The organism is Saccharibacillus sp. O23, assembly GCF_002205895.1.
Lineage (GTDB): Bacteria > Bacillota > Bacilli > Paenibacillales > Paenibacillaceae > Saccharibacillus.
In genome coordinates this window covers 304,050-322,665 of record NZ_NJDE01000007.1, presented here as the reverse complement: position 1 = coordinate 322,665, position 18,616 = coordinate 304,050, and the positions used below count along the sequence as shown (strand labels likewise).

Here is an 18,616-nt window from a genome sequence, read left to right as displayed (position 1 = left end):
GTTATTCGGATTTCGCCGTGCTGCGGTCGTAGCCGTCCTGACGGATCTTCAGCCATTCCTGCAAGCCCAGACGGTCGAGTTCTTTCAGATAAGCGTCCCATTCCTGATCCGCTTTGCCGTTCTGATACCATTCCGTGCGTTTGCGCAGCATATAAGGGAACAGATCGGCTTCGATCGTGGACAGCCGGTCCAATTCGTCCAGACTGAAGAACACGCTCGGATACGTATTTTTGGCCGTCATATGCGGCACCAGTACTTCTTTCATCAGATCCATCCGCCATTTGGCGTCGTCCGGCATGGTCGTGTATTTGCCGAAATAATCGTCGAGAATCGCCAGCGGTCCGCCGATGCTCGTCTTCTGGCGCACTTCGACCGGAGCCGAGCCTTCCAGCGGCAGATGCTTCAGCATGCCTTTCGCTTCGTCGAATTCGAAGATGTTCTGCTGGCTCTCGTCGCCGTACGTGCCCCAGTTGTCCTGCACGGATTGAAGCGGATCGTACAATTGATCGACCCATTTGGCCGTCGTCTCGAGCTGCTTGTTGCTGCTGGTCACGACCATCGAGCCGCGGAAAAAGCCCATGCCGTTATTGCGCGTCACGTTGACTTTGCCGTCCGGTCCCGCCACGGGCGGCATCAGATCGTATTTGTCGTTCATGCCCGTGATATTCGCTTTGTCCCAAGTGAAATACAAGCCGTAACGGTCGTCTTTGCCTTTGGCGAGATACGTATTCCAATCCTGCTGGAACGATTCGATATCGACCAGCCCGTTCTTGTACAGGTCGTACACGTAATTGACCGCGTCTTTGTAGCCTTGTTGGTTCCCGGTAAAGATCACTTTGCCGTCGTCGCTCACCACGAGGTGATCCGGATTCTCCCCCAGTCCGAACGCCGCGAACAGGAACGTCAGGTTCTCGCCGCCCGGCTTGTCGATAAAGGACAGCGGAATCTCGTCGGCTTTGCCGTTGCCGTTCGGGTCCTGCGTTTTGAACGCGGTCAGCACGTCTTTGAGTTCTTCGGTCGTGGTCGGCATTTTCAGGCCCAACTTCTTCAGCCATTCGACGTTGATCCACGGCATATCGTCCACGGATTGGATGCGTTCTTTGTCCGAGCCCAATTCCTCGATCCACGGAAACGCGTAGATATGGCCGTCCGGAGCGGTGATCATGGCGCGGTATTCCGGACGTTCGTCGAGCACCTTTTTGAGATTCGGCATCTGCTGGTCGATCAGGTCTTCGAGCGGCACGATCGCGCCGTCTTTGGCCAGCTTCAGCAGATCGTAATCGCCGTAATCCGCCGCGAAGATCGCGTCCGGGAGATCGCCGCTCGCCATCGCCAGATTGCGTTTTTCCGTAAACACGTCGCTGGTATAGCTGGTCCAATCGATATGCACGCCCGTCTTCTCTTCGAGCCGTTTGAGCACCAGTTTTTCGTTGGGATCGGCGGGCGCGAGCGGCGAACTGGACGTCATCATCTTCAAGATCGGTTTGCCGTCGGCGGTCTTCGCCGGTTCCGACGAGCCGCCTCCGCAGGCGGTGACCACGAGCGCGCTGGACATGACGGACGCGGCGAGCGCTTTTTTCCAATGGGGCAGACGAACTTTTTTCATCGAACGATTCCTCCTCTGTATGGGCAAACCTTTTTTATTTCAGCGAGCCGACCATGACGCCTTTTTCGAAATACTTCTGGAAGAACGGGTACATGACGATTAGCGGCAAACTGGATACGACGATCGACGAATATTTGATCATCTCCGACAGACGTTTGAGTTCCGCCATCGCCTGCTGTTCGCCGATCATGCCGGGCGCCGCCTGATTCTGGATCAAGATGGAGCGCAGCACGAGCTGAAGCGGATACAATTTCGTGTTTTCCAGATAGATCATCGCGTCGAAATACGAATTCCACTGCCCGACGAACGCGTAGAGCGCCAGCACGAACATGATCGGTTTCGACAGCGGAATGACGATTTGCAGGAAGATCTTGAAGTCCGACGCGCCGTCGACGTTCGCGGCTTCCCGCAGTTCTTTGGGGATGCCTTTGAAAAAAGTCCGGGCCAAAATGATATTCCATACGTTGACCGCACCCGGGACGATCAGCGCCCACGGCGTGTTCAGCATGCCGAGTTCGCGGATCAGCAGGTAAGTCGGAATCAGGCCGCCGCCGAAAAACATCGTCACGATGAACAGCGTCATGACCAGTTTGCGGCCGGCCAACGTATCTTCGGATAAGGCGTAACCCGCGCAGATCGAGACGAGCACCGTAAAGATCGAGAACGCGCCGGCATACAGCAGCGAGTTGAAGAATCCGCGGATCATGGCGTCGTTGCTCAAGATTTTGCGGTACCCTTCCAGACTCCAATCCGAAGGACTGAACGACAATCCCCGGTTCAGCAATACGGTCGGGTCCATGAACGAAGCGATGATGATGTAACCGAACGGAACCACGACGACGAGTACCGCAAGCAGCAGGAACAGTCCGTTCAATACGAGCAGAAACCGGTCGAACGGCGAGTTTTTGACAGCCATCGCGCTTTGCCTCCTTTTCTAAGCGATTAATAAAGCCCCTGATTGTCGTTCAGCTTCTTCACGACGAAGTTGACGGTCAGCAGCAGAATGACGTTGATCACCGAGTTGAACAGTCCCACGGCTGCCGAATACGCGTAATCCCCGGATTGCAGGCCGACCTTATAGACGTAGGTGGCGATGATCTCCGAAGCCGGCAGGTTCATCGAGGTCTGAAGCAGATACGCTTTCTCGAAGCCGATCGACATGATGCCTCCCGCCGCCAGAATGAACACGATCGCCATGATCGGCTTGATCGTCGGCAGATCAATATGCCAGATGCGCCGCAGCAGGCTCGCCCCGTCGAGGCTGGCCGCGTTATGCAGCTCGGGATCAACGTTCGCCAGCGCCGCCACGTAGATGATCGAAGCCCAGCCGGCCGTCGCCCAGATGTCCGACAGGATGTACACCCAGCGGAAATACTGCGGATCGGTCATGAACATGAGCGGCTGGCCGAATATATGCGTCGCCAGCTGGTTGATCGGGCCGGTCGGCGACAGGAAAATGAACAGCATCCCGACGATCACGACTACGGAAACGAAGTTGGGCGCGTACAGGAAAAGTTGGATGTTTTTCTTCGCGCCCGCTTTGCGGACTTGGTTCAGCATCAGCGCCAGCAGAATCGGCACCGGGAAGCCGAACAGCAGTCCGTAGAAGCTTAATTTAAGCGTATTCATAAAAATCACTTCGAAGTTCGGCGAAGACAGGAACTTGTCGAAGTGCTTGAAGCCGACCCAGTCGCTCCCGAGAATGCCCCGAATCGGACTGAAGTCTTTGAACGCGATCACCGCGCCGTACATGGGCACATACTTGAACAGCAGGGTCAGAATAAGCGCCGGAGCGAGCAAAATGTAAAGAAAACCGTTCCTTTTGAATCCCGCCAGTCTATGCCCTATCGTTTTTTTCTGTTGAAGCAGTCTGCCGTCTCTTCCGGTTCCCGCCGAGTTTTCCATTCCCCTTTCCCCTTTCTGGTCTGTCTAACGCAAGAGTTTCAGGTTCCGAGCAAATGTAAGGGGTTGCATGTTACGTTTGCCATCCGCTGCGTTTACAATTTAACAAATTAAATATTCATATGTCAACTGCTTTTGTAAAAATAAATTGTGCATTTGTTTGATTAATCTTAACCAATAATAGATTCATAACTTTACATTTGTAAACTCGAGATTGCTATTTGTCCGTTATTGCGATACATTTGACTATGTAAGACGGCTCTGGCGCTTCATCAAGCAAAGCGAAGAGCCTGACCGAAACGGATAAAGGTGGAACCCATCCATGGCCAAAGAGAAAGTCACGATTCAAGACATCGCGGATGCGCTCGGCATCTCCCGGAACACCGCTTCGAAAGCGCTGAACGACAGCGGCGGCATTCCCGAAGAGACCCGTACCCGCGTGATCAAGAAAGCGATCGAATTAAAATACAAACAGTTCGCCTATATGGAAACGGACGGTCTGCTGTCCAAAAAGACCGGCAATATCGCCCTGCTTACGACCAACATGCCGAACACTTCGCATTTCGGTTCGCAGGTCATCAGCGGGCTGGAACGGCGGATCAGCACCGAAGGGTATAATTTGTCCATTCATATCGTACGCGACGACGAGCGGGGCGAACAGGCGCTTCCGGTCAACTTCGACGCTTCGGCGGTGGACGGCATCGTGTGCATCGAACTGTTCGACCCGGCGTACAGCCGCCTGCTGACGGAACTCGGCATCCCGGTCATCTTTATCGACTGCGCGGCCGACGCGGTCTATCCCGATTTCGGAGCCGACGTGCTGCTGATGGAGAACGAACACAGCACCTACAAGCTGACCCGCGACCTGATCGCGTCGGGCTTGACCGAAATCGGATTCGCCGGAGATTTCAATCATTGCAAAAGCTTCCGCGAACGCTGGATCGGCTACGGCCGCGCGCTGACGGATGCCGGACTCGACATTCCGGCAGAACGATCGATCCTCGACGATGACCGCTTTTTCCTGTTCGAGACCGATTGGATGGAACGGAAGCTGGAAGAGATCGGCGATCTGCCGCAGGCGTTCGTCTGCGCCAACGACTTTATCGCGGTCCGATTGATGAAAGCGCTCAAAAACCGCGGCCTGTCCGTGCCGGGCGACGTCAAAGTCTGCGGATTCGACGATTCTTCCGAATCCCGCATCGTGGAGCCGCATCTGACGACGGTCCATATCTACAGCAGCGACATGGGCGTCAAAGCGGGCGAGATGCTGCTGTCGCGGATCAAAAATCCGACGCAGCCGCATCAAGTGGCGCATGTGTACACCCGTCCGATCGAACGGGAATCGACGGCGCAAGCTTGAACTTTTTTACGCATAGAAACCTTCTGAATACGAATGGAGCGACGAATCGTTATGATCAAAAACGAAAAAATCAAAGCGTCCGAAGTGGACGTGACCGGCGTAAACGGCGAAGCGCTCGGCGTCATGCCGACAAGCGAGGCGCTCAAACTGGCGAAAGAACTGGGCGTGGATCTGGTCTGCACCTCCCTCTACTCCAGCCCGCCTCCTTGCACCCTGATCGCCTCCGGCAAAGCCAAAGAAGCCAAGCAGCAGGAGAAAAAAGCGGCGCGTCCGGCGAAAATCAAAGAAATCCGGCTGACCGCGAATATCGAAGAACATGATTACGACACCAAAAAAAATCAGGCGCAGCGAATCCTTGAAGGCGGCGACTCCGTCTTATTCGTGGTGAAGGTCTCCGGCAAAGAAGGCGCGAAAGCCAAAGAACTGCTGGAAGAGCTGCTGCGCGACCTGAAAGAATCCGGCGTCAAAAAGACGGGCATCCAACTGAGCGGCAAGCAGGCCGCGGTGCAGGTAGACCCGAAGTAACCCTAATCGAGGTGACGGACTGTGAAAACGAACGAAGACGCTCGGCTGAACGATGAATTGTACGCGCTGCTCGGCGGCGAGCGGCTGGCGGAAAAGCTGGAGATCGCCATGACGCTGCATACGGTCGACGAAGAAGGCTATCCGCATCAAGCGATGGTGAGCGCGGGCGAAGTCTGGGCGGAATCGCCGAAGCGGCTGCGGATCGCGCTGTGGCTCGGCACGAATACGACCGGCAATCTGCTGCGAACCGGCAAAGCGCTGCTCGCCGTCGTCTACGGCGGCGTCTCTTACACCGTCCGTCTGCAAGCATCGGCGCTGCCGGAACTTGCGGACGCGCGCCATCCGCGCGCCCGCTTCGCGGCCGACGTGCTGGAGACCCGCGCCGACGTCGCCAAATACGCCGAATTGACAAGCGGCATTACGATCCGGCTGCACGAGCCGCAAAGCGTGCTGGTGCGCTGGGAAGAGACTTTGGAGGAATTGAGACGATGAACGAAACGAATTTGCAGCATCAAACCGGCGAGGCTTCTTTCGATTGGAGCGAATTCCCGCGCCTCGAAACGCCCCGCCTGATCCTGCGCGAAGCGCGTCCGGAAGACCGCGAAGGCCTGTTCGGACTGTATGCCGACGAAGAAGTCATGCGCTATATCCCGCTCGATCCTTTTGAATCGATCGAAGAAGCCGACGACGAGATGGGCTGGCACGCGCGCATTTTCCGCGAACGGACCGGCCTGCGCTGGATGATCGAAGAACGCGATACCGGCGAATTCGTCGGCACCTGCGGCTTCCTCGGCCTCGAACGCGAACATAACCGGATGGAGATCGGCTACGACCTGACCCGCTCCCACTGGGGCAAAGGAATGATGCCCGAAGCGATCCGCGCCGTGCTGGACTTCGGCTTCGGTCCGCTCGGCGCGAACAAGATCGAAGCGCGGGTCGACCCCGACAACGCCGCTTCGATCCGCTTGATGGACAAACTGGGCTTCACGCTCGAAGGCCGCCTGCGCCAGCACGAGTTCGAGAAAGGCCGTTACGTGGACCTGCTCGCTTATTCGATATTGGCGGAGGAGTATTCGCGTTAAGCCTTAATCGTTGATAGTGAATTAATTAACTGATATTCCAGTAAATCCATGTTAAACTTCTTCGGGTCGCTCGAATGTTATAGGGCGGACCGAAGGAGTTTTTTAGTTTATGAATCTCGAATCGCGTACTTATACCCCTCTCGATTACGTCAAAATTCCGCTACGGATCGCGCCGCTTCTGACCTTGTCCGTCATGACGCTGCTGACCGCTTCCGCGCTGGTCCCGAGCCTGCTGATCGGACTGACGGCCGGTTTCGTCAATGCCGCGCTGACGCTGGCCGGCTCTGCTCACACTGGCGCGGCGCGCCCGAATTCTTCGATCGAACACGGTCTGGCCGTTCTCGCAGAGCCGCTTGCCCTGCTGGCGCTGACGCTGTTGGCTTCCCGCCTCGCCTCCCTGTCGTCCAAAGCGCTTAAGCTGCGGCTCGGACGCCGGATGCGCGAACAGATCGATCCGCAGATTCTCCGCAAACGCGGTTCGCTTGCTTATCCGCATATCGAACACGACGCGACTTGGGATCTGATCGCCCGCGTCGGCAAAGAACCTTCCGAACGCTTAAGCGGCGCTTTTTACAATCTGCTTGACGCGGCCGAATCGTTGATCCGCATCGCCGGCATCCTCGTCGTGCTGACTTCTCAGGTCTGGTGGATCGGGGCGCTGACGTTGGCCGTGGCGTTTCCGCTGATGAAACTGTCTTTCTCGCTCGGGCGCGAAGACTATCGGGCTTATGCTGCGGCGCGCAAACCGATGCGCCGCGCGGACGATCTGCGGGAAATGCTGTCTTCGCGCGCCGATCTGGAAGAACGTACGCTGTTCGGCTACGGCGAAGCCGTCGGGCGCCGCTGGAACGAAGCGTTCGAAGAAGCGAGCCGGATCATCCGGCAGGCGCTGCGCAACAACTTCGTCCGCACCAAAAGCGCCGCGATTCTCGCTTCCCTGCTCGGTTTGGCCGTGTCGCTGCTGCTTCTGCTGCCGCTGACTCGCGGCACGCTGAGCGCGGGCATGTACGTCGGCTTGGCGACGGCCGTATGGAATCTGTCCGAGCAGATGTCTTGGCGGCTGTCGCAGGTGCTTCAGCAGGTCGCGGAAAATCGGGCTTTTCTCGACGATTGGTCCGCGTTCATGCAGCTTGAAGAAGCGGAAGGCGCGGAAGATCTACCGGATTTCGCGGTGCGGAATCTGCCGCCCGAAACGATGACGATCGCTTTCGAAGATGTAAGCTTCGCTTATCCCGGTTCCGAACGCCCGATATTGGACGGACTGACGCTGACGCTGGAAGCCGGCAAACGCTACGCGATCGTCGGCCGCAACGGCGCGGGCAAATCGACGCTGGTCAAACTGCTGACCGGCCTGTATACGGATTATTCGGGCCGAATTACGCTCGCGGGCCGCGACCTGCGGGAGTGGTCGGCGGCGGAGCGCAAAGCGGCTTTCTCGGTCACGTTTCAGGATTACGCCAACTATGAAGTCCCGCTGCGGGATCAAGTGATGTTGGGTTCGAAGTTGTTCGGCGGCGGCTCGGACAGAAACGAAAGCTTCGGCGAAAAAGGAATCGAACACGGGAAACGCCGCTCTTCCAGCTCGGACAAGATTCAAAATTCGCTTTCCGCTTCGCTATCCGATCCCGATTCCGTCCGCAAAGCTCTGGAACAAGTCGGCTTGAGCGATTGGCTGGCGTCGCTGCCGCGCGGCACGCATACGCCGCTCGGCCGGTTGGAGCAGGGCGCGGCCGAGCTGTCAGGCGGCCAATGGCAGCGGGTCGCGCTGGCGCGAAGCGTCTTCGGCGGCGCTCCCGTCCTGATTCTGGACGAGCCGACGGCAGCGCTCGATCCGATCAGCGAGCACCGCTTGTACGAACTGTTCGGTTCGATCGGAGAAGCGGCCGGCGCGACCGTTATTCAGATCACGCATCGGCTCGGCGCGGCCGTATCGGCGGACGAAATTATCGTGCTGGACGGCGGAAAAGCGACGGAACGCGGCAGCCATGAGGAACTGCTGCGATTGGGCGGGCTGTATGCCGAGCTGTACGAATCGCAGCGCAGCTGGTACAAGCAGGAGCTGCCGGAGAAAGGCGGAAGATTCGACTCGACGCCGCGCTTCGTAGACGATGACGGCGAAATTCAGGAGGTGACCAAATGAGCGCGGAACCGCATCAAACATCGAAACGTCGGCCGCGACTACATCGAAGAGAACTTGCGTCGGCAGCCGTACATTCCGACCATTCGGCCGCCCACTTTTCTCCGCTGCGCATCCTGCGGTTTCTGCTGCCTCGAGTCGCGTCCGTCGCGCCGAAATCTTTTGCCGCTTACGTGCTGCTGTTTGTGCTCGACGCCGCTTTTTTCCCTTTGTCGGTCTGGGCGACGCAGCGTTTGTTCGACCGGGTCGCCGCATATTCGGGGGCCGCTCATGCAGGACTGCTGCTGACCGGTACGGTAGCGGCGCTGCTGATCCTGTTCGCGATCAAGACGGCGGGACAGATCGTCAACGGCATCGCGTATTTCATCGCGGAGACATACGATTCGCGTTCGACGGCGATGCTGACCGGTCTGCTGGGCCGCAAGATCGGACGCCTGCATCCCATTTCGTTCGAAGAACCTCGAACGCTGGATTCGATCGACAAAGCTTACGCGGGCATCCCTCACGCGGTCGCTTACGTCAATACCATGTTGGATGTCTGCATCGTCTACATTCCGCAGCTTCTGTTCATGGGCATCTATTTGTTTATGCTGCGTCCCGCGCTGTCGCTGTCGATCCTGCTCGTGTTCGTGCCGGTTCTGCTCAGTCAGCTCGTCCGTGCCAAGCTGTATGCAAGGTTGGAAGACCGCTCCGCGCCGATGCGGCGCAGAATGAACAGCTACGCCGAGAGCATCGCGGGACGCACGGCTTTGAAGCAGACGCGGCTGCTCGGCGGCTTCCCTTATTTCTACAAGCTGTACCGGGAAGCGCTAGGCGGCATGAACCGTCTCAAGCAGCAGGCCGACACGCGGGCAAATCGGCTCGAATTCGGCGCGCAGCTGCTCACGTTCGCGGGGTATTTCGGCGTTATGGCGCTGCTGACCGCTTCGCTGCTGCAAGGCCGGATCGGGGTCGGCGCATTCGCGGCGGTGTTCGCGTCGATCGACCGCCTGTTTCAATTGATGGAAGAATTGGTCGCCGGACGGCTCGCGCAGAGCGCGGAACATTTCGGCAAGATCCGGAACGTGCTGCGGGTGTTGGAACTGCCGGAACGCGCTGCGGCATCCGAGTCTCGTTCCGAACCGTATGATTCGTCGGCTCCCGATCGCGCGTCCGCGAATCGCCCTCCCGGAATCGTATGTGAACGAGTCAGCTTCGCTTACCCGGGCGCTTCGCGCCAAGCACTGGCCGACGTCAATCTGGACATTCGGCCGGGCGAGACGCTCGCAATCGTCGGTGCCAACGGCTCCGGTAAAACGACGCTGGTCCGCCTGCTGACCGGACTGTATCAGCCGGACGAAGGACAGATCCTGCATGACGGCGTGCCGACTTCGGAACGAACGCCGGACGAACTGTTCGTCGGAACGTCGGCCGTGTTCCAGCAGTACCGCCGCTACCGGATGACGCTGGCGGATAATCTGGCGATCGGGGAATGGCAGCGCGAAGATTCCGGCGTTCCACCGCTAGAACGGCTGGAAGCGGCGGCCGGTCAAGCCGGTCTTCCGCTGACCGAAGACGTCTTCCCGGACGGCTTCGGCACGATGCTGTCGCGCGAATTCGGCGGCGTCGAGCTGTCCGGCGGCCAATGGCAGCGCGTCGCGATCGCGCGCGGACTGTACCGGAAGCACGGTCTTATCGTGCTCGACGAACCGACGGCGGCGATCGATCCGCTGGAAGAAACGCGCGTCTACCGACGTTTCGCCCAAGCCGCTTCCGGCCGCACGGCGCTGATCGTCACGCACCGTTTAGGTTCGGTCCGTCTGGCGGACCGGATTCTGGTACTCGATCAAGGCCGCCGCGCAGGACTCGGCACGCATGAAGAACTGCTGGCGGACTGCGAGGTGTACCGGGAGATGTGGACTTCGCAGGCGCGGTATTATGCGGAGGAACAGAGCGTTTGACCGCCTTAATCAATCAGAAGATTAACACAAAAACCGGCTTTACTCGTTCGAAACGAGCAAAGCCGGTTTTTTAAGTTCCGATTCTTTTTATCCATTTTTCCCGAGAAGCCTTGCGCGTTTGTTCGCCGCAGCGTTTCGCCCAGATCATCAGATCGTCTCGGATCTCTTCCGTGCCCATCGGCCATCGATCTAAACCTAAAACGTACTGCTCGTCGCTATGCAGCAGGTTTCGATCCTCCGCTTTTTCGCCGAACCATGCGGACAACAGACCTTTCAGATCAATCTTGTATTCCCGAAGCAGATCCCAATAGTCGCCGACTACATAGAATCGATCGAACAAAGTGTTATCGAGCAAATCGGAAGCCGCTTCGAGCAGCTGCTCCAACACTTCTGAAGAAGCGTTCTCGATATGCAGTTCCATCATCGAATATTCGTCTTCTTGAAGAAATCGGCAGTAGAGATCGCTCGATGCGTCGCCCCACCATTGAAAGCTCACCGAATGCCGCGACTCCAACAACAAGAGCAAGCGTTCCTCCGAAACGTATCGCAGCTCATGATCCGGATCCATCACATTTACGGCATTGGAGTAAGGACTGATCGCCGTAAAGCCGAACTTCTCGAATCGCTTTCTCACCTGCCGAAAAAGAGCTTCGTTCGTACAAGGAGCCGCCACATACAAAAGCCGATCTTGCAAACTTATCCCTCCCGAGCAGTTGACCTGAATCGACCTCTACTTAAACATAGCGTCATTCTTCTTCATTCAAGCGGCTACGCGAAAATCACTGCCCGTACCCGTCCGTGCCTCCGCGATATTTCGCGTAAGCGCCGTAGACGATGTACGCCGCACCGAGCGCGGTGTATACGTAACGCGCCCAGCGGAACCATTCCGCCGCGTCCCCGAGAGCGGAAGCCGCGACGAATACGATCGCGAGCAGCACGATATTTTCGACCAGCCGATATTCCGCGCCGCGGCGAATCGTTCGGTACAGCACGAATCCGAGCGCCGCGATCATCAAGACCGTTATTCCGTAAATGAGCAAATCGCGAATCCCCTTTCGCTTTCTTTATGCCCATTATAGCCGATCCGCAGGCCGATGCGACGTTTCGCTTGCCGCGAGTCTCTCCAACACCGCCACCAGCAGCTTGGCCCGAGGCACCAACGTATCGATCCGCAAATACTCCTCGGCGCTGTGCAGCTTGCCGCCTCTCGGTCCGAGTCCGTCGATCGTCGGGATGCCGAGCGCGGCGGTCAGATTGCCGTCCGAACCCGAACCGACCGCGGAATCCCTAATCTTTTCCCCCAGATTGCGCGCTTCTTCCAAGACTTGGTCCAACAAACAAGCCGTTTCGACCGTCTTGATCATCGGAGGCCGAGTGATCCCTCCGGTCAGCTCGGCGGAAGTCCCTTCCACGTCGGGCGTTTCGCAGATCTCGCGGATTTGCCGATCCAACCGTTCCGCCTGCTCCGCCGTCTGCATCCGCACGTCGATCCGCGCAAAAGCATTCGGCGCGATCGTATTCACCGAAGTGCCTCCGCCGACCACTCCGACATTGACGTTCACGCCCGCCGACGCATCGGTCAACGCATGCAGCTTGATCACTTTATGCGCCAGATCTTCGATCGCGCTGCGTCCTTTCTCCGGCTCCGCGCCCGCGTGGGCGGCGACGCCTTGAATATGCAGCTCGTATTTGCCGCCTCCCCGCCGCCGCGTCACCAACCTTCCTTGATCGTCGCTCGGTTCTACGATCAGGGCGTATCGGCTCAACCGTGCCTGCTGTTCGATCAGCGCGCGCGAATGAACCGAACCGATCTCTTCGTCGCTGTTGAGCACGATCCGCACCTTGCGATACGCCTCTCTGCCGGAAGCGATCAGATGTTTCAGCGCATAGAGGACCATGACCTGGCTGCCTTTCATATCCGCGACGCCCGGCCCGTAAGCCTGCGTGCTCCCCCGCGAAAAAGGCCTTGCTTCCGCCGTGCCTCTCGGAAACACCGTGTCCATATGCGCGACGATCAGAATATCCGGTTCTTCCGCTTCTTTATGTATAACGAGCAGATTGTCTCCCCGCTCGCTCTGCCAATCTTTTTCCGCGCTGAACCCGAGCTTCCCGTACTCTTCCGCCAAGATCGCGCCTACCCGGTCTACGCCTTCCTTATCCAAAGTCCCGCTGTCGATATTGACCAACTGCTCGATCAGCGCCAACATCTCTTCTTCCGCTTTTCCCCAATCCCAGTCCCTCATCCCGTCTCCCCTTTCTTTTCCGGCGTTGTCTCTCGATTCGCCTTCGCACTTTAGCTTTTCGTCTATTATAGATCCCTTGATCCTCAAGCCGTTATAGAAGCTGTCTAAGTCGTAAAAAAGATTCGATAAGCCCCAACCTCTCCTACGCCCTTACCGCTTGTTCGACCTTTCCCTACCAAAAAACCTCATCCGAAGATGAGGTTTGGTTTGTCGAGAATGCCTAAGTTGAGAACAGATAAGAAGGCAGAAGGAAGATTTCAGCGGAAGAGTGATAACGGTCGCCTTTGTAATCGGAAAATACCCATTTAGTCTAATCCCAAATTTTCCGATTACAACACGCGACTGGAGCGAAATCTTTCTGGCGCCGCCGCATCTGTTCTGCGTCAGCGGATCTTCTCGGCACTCGAAGCCGAGTCTTCTCAGTCCCCCGCCTCTTCTTCGACCCCCTGCCCATGATACAACCCGCTATAGAACCCGCCCCGCTTCAGCAGTTCTTCATGCGAGCCGCGTTCGAGCAGGCCTCCGTCTTTGAGCACGAGGATCTGGTCCGCCTGACGGATCGTGTTCAGCCGGTGAGCGATGACGAAGCTCGTCCGGCCCTTCATCAAGCGCTGAAGCCCCTGCTGAATCTTGATCTCCGTCACCGTATCGATACTGCTCGTCGCTTCGTCCAAGACGAGAATGGCCGGGTCGGCGAGCATGGCCCGCGCGATCGCGAGGAGCTGCTTCTGCCCTTGGCTGATGCCGCTGCCGCCGCCCGTCAGCATCTTGTCGTAACCGCCCGGCAGCCGCGCGATAAACGAATGGGCGTTGGCGAGCTTGGCCGCTTCTTCGATTTCTTCGTCCGTGGCGTCAAGGCGTCCGTAACGGATATTTTCGCGAATGGTGCCTTCGAACAAGAACGTGTCCTGCAGCACGAACGCCATATGCGAGCGCAGATTCTCCCGCTGGATGGTCCCGATCTCGCGTCCGTCGATCGTGATCCGGCCTCCGCTGGCGTCGTAGAAACGCGACAGCAGTTGGATCAGCGTCGTCTTGCCCGCGCCGGTCGGACCGACGAGCGCGATCGTCTCGCCGGGCTTCGCTTCGAACGAAATGTCCGACAGCGTGTTGCGGCCTTCGTCGTAGCTGAACGAGACGTCTTCGAATTTGACCGCGCCTTCGATCTTGTCCAGCTTGGCGGCTTTGCCTTCGTCTTTGTTTTCGACTTCTTCATCCATGATCTCGAACACCCGCTCCGCGCCGGCGATCGCCGACAGCAGCGTGTTCCATTGGTTCGCCAGATCGTTCAGCGGACGGGTGAATTGGCGCGCGTATTCGACGAATACGATAATGACGCCGATCGTCACCTGCCCGTTGATCGCCAGAATCCCGCCGATGCCCGCAACGAGCGCGAAGCTCAAGTTATTGAGACTGTTCATCAGTTTCGGGATCATGCCGGAGATCGTTTGCGCCCAGAAACCCGACAATCGGATCTTTTCGTTGCGGACCGCGAACTCCTGCTTGACCCGGTCTTCTTGGGAAAAAGCTTTGATGATCCGCTGTCCCGACAACGTCTCTTCGATATACCCGTTCAGATCGCCCAGATTGCTCTGGCGTTCTTTGAACAGCGGGCCGGTACGGCGGGTGATCCATCTCATGCCGACCGCCATCAGCGGCACGACGATGAACGTCAGCAGCGTAAGCAGCGGACTCAGCGAGAGCATGACGCCCAGCGTACCGAACAGGATCAGCACGCTGGAGAAGATCTGGATCGCCGAACTGTTCAGCGTGGCGCTGACGTTCTCGATATCGTTGGTGACCCGGCTCATGAGCTCGCCCTGCTGCCTTTTGCCGAAGAACGGGATCGGAAGCTTATGCAGATGGGAGAACAGATCGACGCGCATCCGGTACACCGTCTCCTGCGCGATCTCGATCATCCAGATGCTCTGGAGAAAAGACGTGATCGGACCGAGCAGATAAACGACGCCGAGCATGATCAGGAACCGTACCCAGCCCATTCCCCAGAATGCGCCGTCGCCGCCGAGATAATCGTCGACCGCGACCCCGATCATGTAAGGACCGAGCAGCGACAGCGCCGAGCTGATCAAGACCATGAACAAGACCAGTCCCAATTTCAGTTTGCGCCGGGCCAGGTAATGCCAGATGCGGGCCAGCGTGCCGGAGACGTTTTTCGCCCGCTTTTTCTTCTTGTATTCGCCTTGCGCTTTGGACGGGTCGGCGATGACCGGAGGCCGGGGCTGAAGGAAGGGTTCCGTCAGCGCGTTGGACTTAGGCATGCAGCGCTTCCCCCTTTTCGAATTGCGATTCGTAAATGCCGCGATACAGTTCGGACGTCCGCATCAATTCGTGATGCGTGCCGCCCGCGATCAGACGGCCTTCGTCGAGCAGCAGGATCAAGTCCGCCGCCTGCGTGGAACTGATCTTCTGCGTAATCAGGAACGTCGTGCACGAGATGTCTTCGAGCGCGCCGAGCAGTCTCGCTTCGGTCGCCAGATCGAGCGCGCTCGTGCTGTCGTCGAGAATCAGAATCTTCGGACGGCGCACCAGCGCGCGGGCGATCGAGAGCCGCTGTTTCTGGCCGCCCGACAGATTGACCCCGCGCTGACCGAGCTGCGTATCGTACCCGTTCGGCAGCTTCTCGACCGTCTCGTGGATCTGCGCGATCTTCGCCGCTTCGACGATCTCTTCGAACGAAGCGTCTTCGCGGCCCCAAGCGATATTCTCGCGGATGGAACCGGTGAACAGCAGCACTTCCTGCGGCACGTAGCCGATGCTCCGGCGGAGCGTCTCCGTGTTCCATTCGTCGATCGGCCGTCCGTCGATCGTGATGCGGCCTTGATCGCGGTCGTACAAGCGCGGAATGAGTTGGACCAGCGACGATTTGCCGGAACCCGTGGCGCCCATGATCGCGACGCGGTTGCCCGCTTCGATCTTGAACGAGATGTCTTCCAGCACTTTGATATCGCTCGTCGGATAACGGAACGAAACGTTTTCGAACTCGACCGCGCCTCTGAACGACGCTTGGCCGTCAACCGGATTCGACGATCGATCCGCCGCTTCGGCCGAAGCGCGTTCGGCGGCTTCTCCGCTCTCCGTATCCATCACTTCCTGAATCCGCTGCGCCGAAGCGCCGGCCCGCGAGAACGTGACCGCGATCCAAGAGAACGCGGACAATGCGCCGATCGTGCGAAGCGCATAGTTGGCGACCGCGACCACTTCGCCGACGCTGGCGCTGCCTGCGGCAATGTCCGCGCGTCCGAACCACAATACGGCGACGATCGCCGCGTTCATGACCAGCATGATGAACGGCATGGTCGTTTCGGTCAAGCGCAGCGCGGAAACCGTGTTCTTCATCAGCTTGCCGCTGGAAGCGGCGAAGCGGCCGTTCTCGTGCTTCATGCGCACGAATACCCGGATCAAGCGGATGCCCGTCAAGTTTTCTTGAATGACTCCGTTCACTTTGTCCAGCCGTTTCTGCACGTTCTTGAACATGGAGCCGGCTCGCTTCATGATCCAGAACACGAACGCGAGCAGCAGCGGTACCGTCAGCGCGAGCAGCAGGCCGAGCTTGAAGTTGACGACCATCGCCATGATAACGCTTCCGGCTACGACCAGCGGAACGCGGGTCATGAAGCGCAAGCTCATGAAGATCGTGTCTTGAAGCATGGTGACGTCGCCCGTCATCCGCGTGATCAAGGAAGACGTCGCGAACCGGCTGAACACCGAATAGGAGAACGACTGCACTTTATCGTACAGCTTTTCCCGCAGATCGCTGGCGAATCCTTGACTCGCATAGGCGGCGAAGAACGAGCTGGACACCCCGGCCGCGAACGCGAACACCGTGCCGACCAGCAGGACGATTCCCCACGTCCAGACGACCCCGAGATCCGATTTCGCGATGCCGTCGTCGATGATCTTCGAAATCAGATAAGGCTGCGCAAGTTCGACCGTCAATTCGATGACCATCATCAGGAGCGCCAGAATGGCTGCGATCCGGTACTTCTTTAAAAAGGCAAAGACTAACGACATAATCATTCCTCCGAACCTTGCAGCGATTAGTAAGACTACGTGCGAACTTCCGACAAACGTTTCGATCGTTCCGAATGCCTCCGAATCCGGCGGGCAAACGAAAGCATTTCGCAGACGTTATTTCCAGTATACCGGATTTTTCCTGACATGAGCCTGACAAACTTCTTCGGAATCGTTAATCTTTTTACAAATTGCTGCGTTTATCCTTACAGATGCGATATGTTAAAAATTATTTACCCTTCCCCTTTTCAAAATAACGACCGAAACTCCGAAAGCTGAAATTTTGAAGGAATTCAAGTAATATGGAAACGACCGACCGACGAAAACGTTTACCTAAAAAGGAGAAATGCCGTTCATGATGCAAAATTCCGCTCCAACCGATCCTCCGGACAAAACGGCGACCCGGCTGGGCGCCAATGCCGATTACAAGCGATTGTTCGCCGCCGTCGCGCTGACGTTCCTCGGAGACGGATTGACGCTGACCGCCGTCCCGTGGCTGATCTCGGGCGTGACCCGCGACGCGTTCGAAGCTTCGCTCGTCACGACGGCGATGCGGCTGCCGTGGCTGCTGTTCAGCCTGCCGATCGGCGTCGTGATCGACCGTTATTCGCGCAAAAATATCGCCGTGGCTTCCAGCCTGCTGCGGGCGATCGTCTTGATCGCGCTGACCGCCTGCGTGGCGCTGGAAGCGATCAACATTCCGCTGCTGATGCTGTTCACGTTCCTGATCGGCGCAAGCCGGGTCGCGTTCGACAGCACCGTGCAGACGCTGATCCCGCGCATCGTACATAAAGACCAACTCGAGAAAGCCAACGGCCAGTTCACGGCGGGCCAGCTCATTACCAGCGATATTCTCGGCGCTTCGCTCGGCGGCCTGATCGTCGCGGCGGGACTGATTCTTCCGTTCGCGATCGACTCCGTCACGGCGCTGATCGCTTTCGCGCTTCTGCTGGCGCTAAGCAGCGCGTTCCGTCCGGAAACGGCGCAAGCAGGCGACACCGTGCCGGACGACGCTTCCGATTCCGTGCTGCCGAAACGTTCCGGTTGGCTGCAAGAGATGGCGATCGGCTTCCGCCATATCCGCGAAGATTCGTTCCTCCGGCTGCTCGCGCTGATGTCCGTGTTGGTCACGCTGACTTTCTCGGGCATGGTCGCGACGCAGGTGTTCTTCGTTCAAGACGTGCTGGGCCTGAATTCGTTCGGCTTCGGCGTGCTGCTCGCGATCGCGACCGTCGGCAGCGTGATCGGCGGACAAGCGGTCGGACGCTGGCGCCGCAAGATGTCGGCTTCGTCGATCATGCTGATCTCGCTGATCGCGCTCGGCGTCTTCTACGGCATCGCCGGATTGACCCGCAGCCCGTACGTGGTCGGGGCCGCGTATTTCTGCGCCGCGTTCTTCATCGTGACGTATAACGTCGTGCGTTCGTCCATTCTTCAGCGCGCCGTTCCGGACCGTCTGCTCGGCCGGGTAGGCGGCGTGTTCCGCTTCCTGTCGCTCGGCATGGGCGCGATCGGCGCGCTGCTCGGCGGATGGATCGTATCGGCCGGCGAGAAATCGCTGGGTCTCGGCCGCGTTGCTGCGCTTCAACTTCCGTACGGTATCGTGAGCGTCGTCGATCTGGCGCTCGCCGTGATCGCCGCGCTCTGGCTGCGGCGTATCGGTCCGGCGCGGGGTATCTGATTGAGACGCGTCCTGACGGGTAAGGATAAGCCGAAAGGATCGTTGAATCCGCCGCGGATTTCGTCTGCGGCAGCGGTTTGCCCGATCCCAATCTACCCCGAAGGAGCG

General features: G+C 58.2%; 15 protein-coding genes. 7 read left to right on the top strand and 8 right to left on the bottom strand.

The features are described 5' to 3' along the window. Window position 1 precedes the first annotated feature (1 nt). From CDO73_RS09995 to CDO73_RS09985, 3 genes are read right to left on the bottom strand one after another with little or no spacing between them, the layout of a single operon-like run. On the bottom strand, window positions 2–1,606 hold the full coding sequence (locus tag CDO73_RS09995; RefSeq protein WP_088488378.1) for an ABC transporter substrate-binding protein: 1,605 nt from the start codon (window positions 1,604–1,606) through the stop codon (window positions 2–4). Window positions 1,607–1,640: 34 nt separating this feature from the next. After that, window positions 1,641–2,522 carry a carbohydrate ABC transporter permease gene (locus CDO73_RS09990; protein ID WP_088488377.1) on the bottom strand — a complete coding sequence of 294 codons (882 nt, stop codon included), beginning with the start codon at window positions 2,520–2,522 and terminating at the stop codon, window positions 1,641–1,643. 26 nt (window positions 2,523–2,548) lie between these two features. Continuing rightward, the gene (locus CDO73_RS09985; RefSeq protein ID WP_088488376.1) at window positions 2,549–3,511 is read right to left on the bottom strand and encodes an ABC transporter permease; all 963 of its coding nucleotides are present in this window, start codon (window positions 3,509–3,511) and stop codon (window positions 2,549–2,551) included. Between the two features lie 319 nt (window positions 3,512–3,830). On the opposite strand from CDO73_RS09985, the gene CDO73_RS09980 reads away from it, so the two are divergent. The 6 genes from CDO73_RS09980 to CDO73_RS09955 all read left to right on the top strand — a co-directional run bounded on the left by CDO73_RS09980 (window position 3,831) and on the right by CDO73_RS09955 (window position 10,552). Next, window positions 3,831–4,868, top strand: a complete 1,038-nt coding sequence (locus CDO73_RS09980) for a LacI family DNA-binding transcriptional regulator (RefSeq protein ID WP_088488375.1) — start codon at window positions 3,831–3,833, stop codon at window positions 4,866–4,868. A gap of 51 nt (window positions 4,869–4,919) precedes the next feature. Continuing rightward, window positions 4,920–5,393: a translation initiation factor IF-3 gene (gene infC / locus CDO73_RS09975; RefSeq protein WP_088488374.1), complete on the top strand. Its 474-nt coding sequence runs from the start codon at window positions 4,920–4,922 to the stop codon at window positions 5,391–5,393. 21 nt (window positions 5,394–5,414) lie between these two features. Continuing rightward, the gene (locus CDO73_RS09970) at window positions 5,415–5,885 is read left to right on the top strand and encodes a pyridoxamine 5'-phosphate oxidase family protein (protein ID WP_088488373.1); all 471 of its coding nucleotides are present in this window, start codon (window positions 5,415–5,417) and stop codon (window positions 5,883–5,885) included. Further along, window positions 5,882–6,475, top strand: coding sequence for a GNAT family N-acetyltransferase (locus tag CDO73_RS09965; RefSeq protein ID WP_088488372.1), 594 nt, complete (start codon window positions 5,882–5,884; stop codon window positions 6,473–6,475). The genes CDO73_RS09970 and CDO73_RS09965 overlap by 4 nt, the downstream gene beginning before the upstream one ends. Before the next feature lie 109 nt (window positions 6,476–6,584). Further along, complete coding sequence (locus tag CDO73_RS09960) at window positions 6,585–8,615, top strand: ATP-binding cassette domain-containing protein (protein ID WP_088488371.1); 2,031 nt, start codon at window positions 6,585–6,587, stop codon at window positions 8,613–8,615. Next, a complete protein-coding gene (locus tag CDO73_RS09955; protein ID WP_088488370.1) occupies window positions 8,612–10,552 on the top strand; it encodes an ABC transporter ATP-binding protein in 1,941 nt (646 codons plus the stop codon). The genes CDO73_RS09960 and CDO73_RS09955 overlap by 4 nt, the downstream gene beginning before the upstream one ends. 70 nt (window positions 10,553–10,622) lie before the next feature. Here the strand turns inward: CDO73_RS09955 and CDO73_RS09950 are convergent, their stop codons facing one another. The 5 genes from CDO73_RS09950 to CDO73_RS09930 form a co-directional block, all read right to left on the bottom strand. Continuing rightward, window positions 10,623–11,048: a hypothetical protein gene (locus tag CDO73_RS09950; RefSeq protein ID WP_143536108.1), complete on the bottom strand. Its 426-nt coding sequence runs from the start codon at window positions 11,046–11,048 to the stop codon at window positions 10,623–10,625. 283 nt (window positions 11,049–11,331) lie between these two features. Continuing rightward, window positions 11,332–11,592 (bottom strand): hypothetical protein, encoded by a 261-nt coding sequence (locus CDO73_RS09945; RefSeq protein ID WP_088488368.1) that lies wholly within the window; start codon window positions 11,590–11,592, stop codon window positions 11,332–11,334. Window positions 11,593–11,625: 33 nt separating this feature from the next. Next, entirely contained in the window at window positions 11,626–12,795 is a 1,170-nt protein-coding gene (locus CDO73_RS09940; protein WP_088488367.1) for a M20 family metallopeptidase, read from the bottom strand. Between the two features lie 419 nt (window positions 12,796–13,214). After that, window positions 13,215–15,074 (bottom strand): ABC transporter ATP-binding protein, encoded by a 1,860-nt coding sequence (locus tag CDO73_RS09935; protein WP_088488366.1) that lies wholly within the window; start codon window positions 15,072–15,074, stop codon window positions 13,215–13,217. Then, on the bottom strand, window positions 15,067–16,827 hold the full coding sequence (locus CDO73_RS09930) for an ABC transporter ATP-binding protein (RefSeq protein ID WP_088488365.1): 1,761 nt from the start codon (window positions 16,825–16,827) through the stop codon (window positions 15,067–15,069). The genes CDO73_RS09935 and CDO73_RS09930 overlap by 8 nt, the downstream gene beginning before the upstream one ends. Before the next feature lie 355 nt (window positions 16,828–17,182). Between CDO73_RS09930 and CDO73_RS09925 the strand changes: the two genes are divergently transcribed. Further along, the gene (locus CDO73_RS09925; RefSeq protein ID WP_179218657.1) at window positions 17,183–18,508 is read left to right on the top strand and encodes an MFS transporter; all 1,326 of its coding nucleotides are present in this window, start codon (window positions 17,183–17,185) and stop codon (window positions 18,506–18,508) included. The last annotated feature ends 108 nt before the right edge of the window (window positions 18,509–18,616 follow it).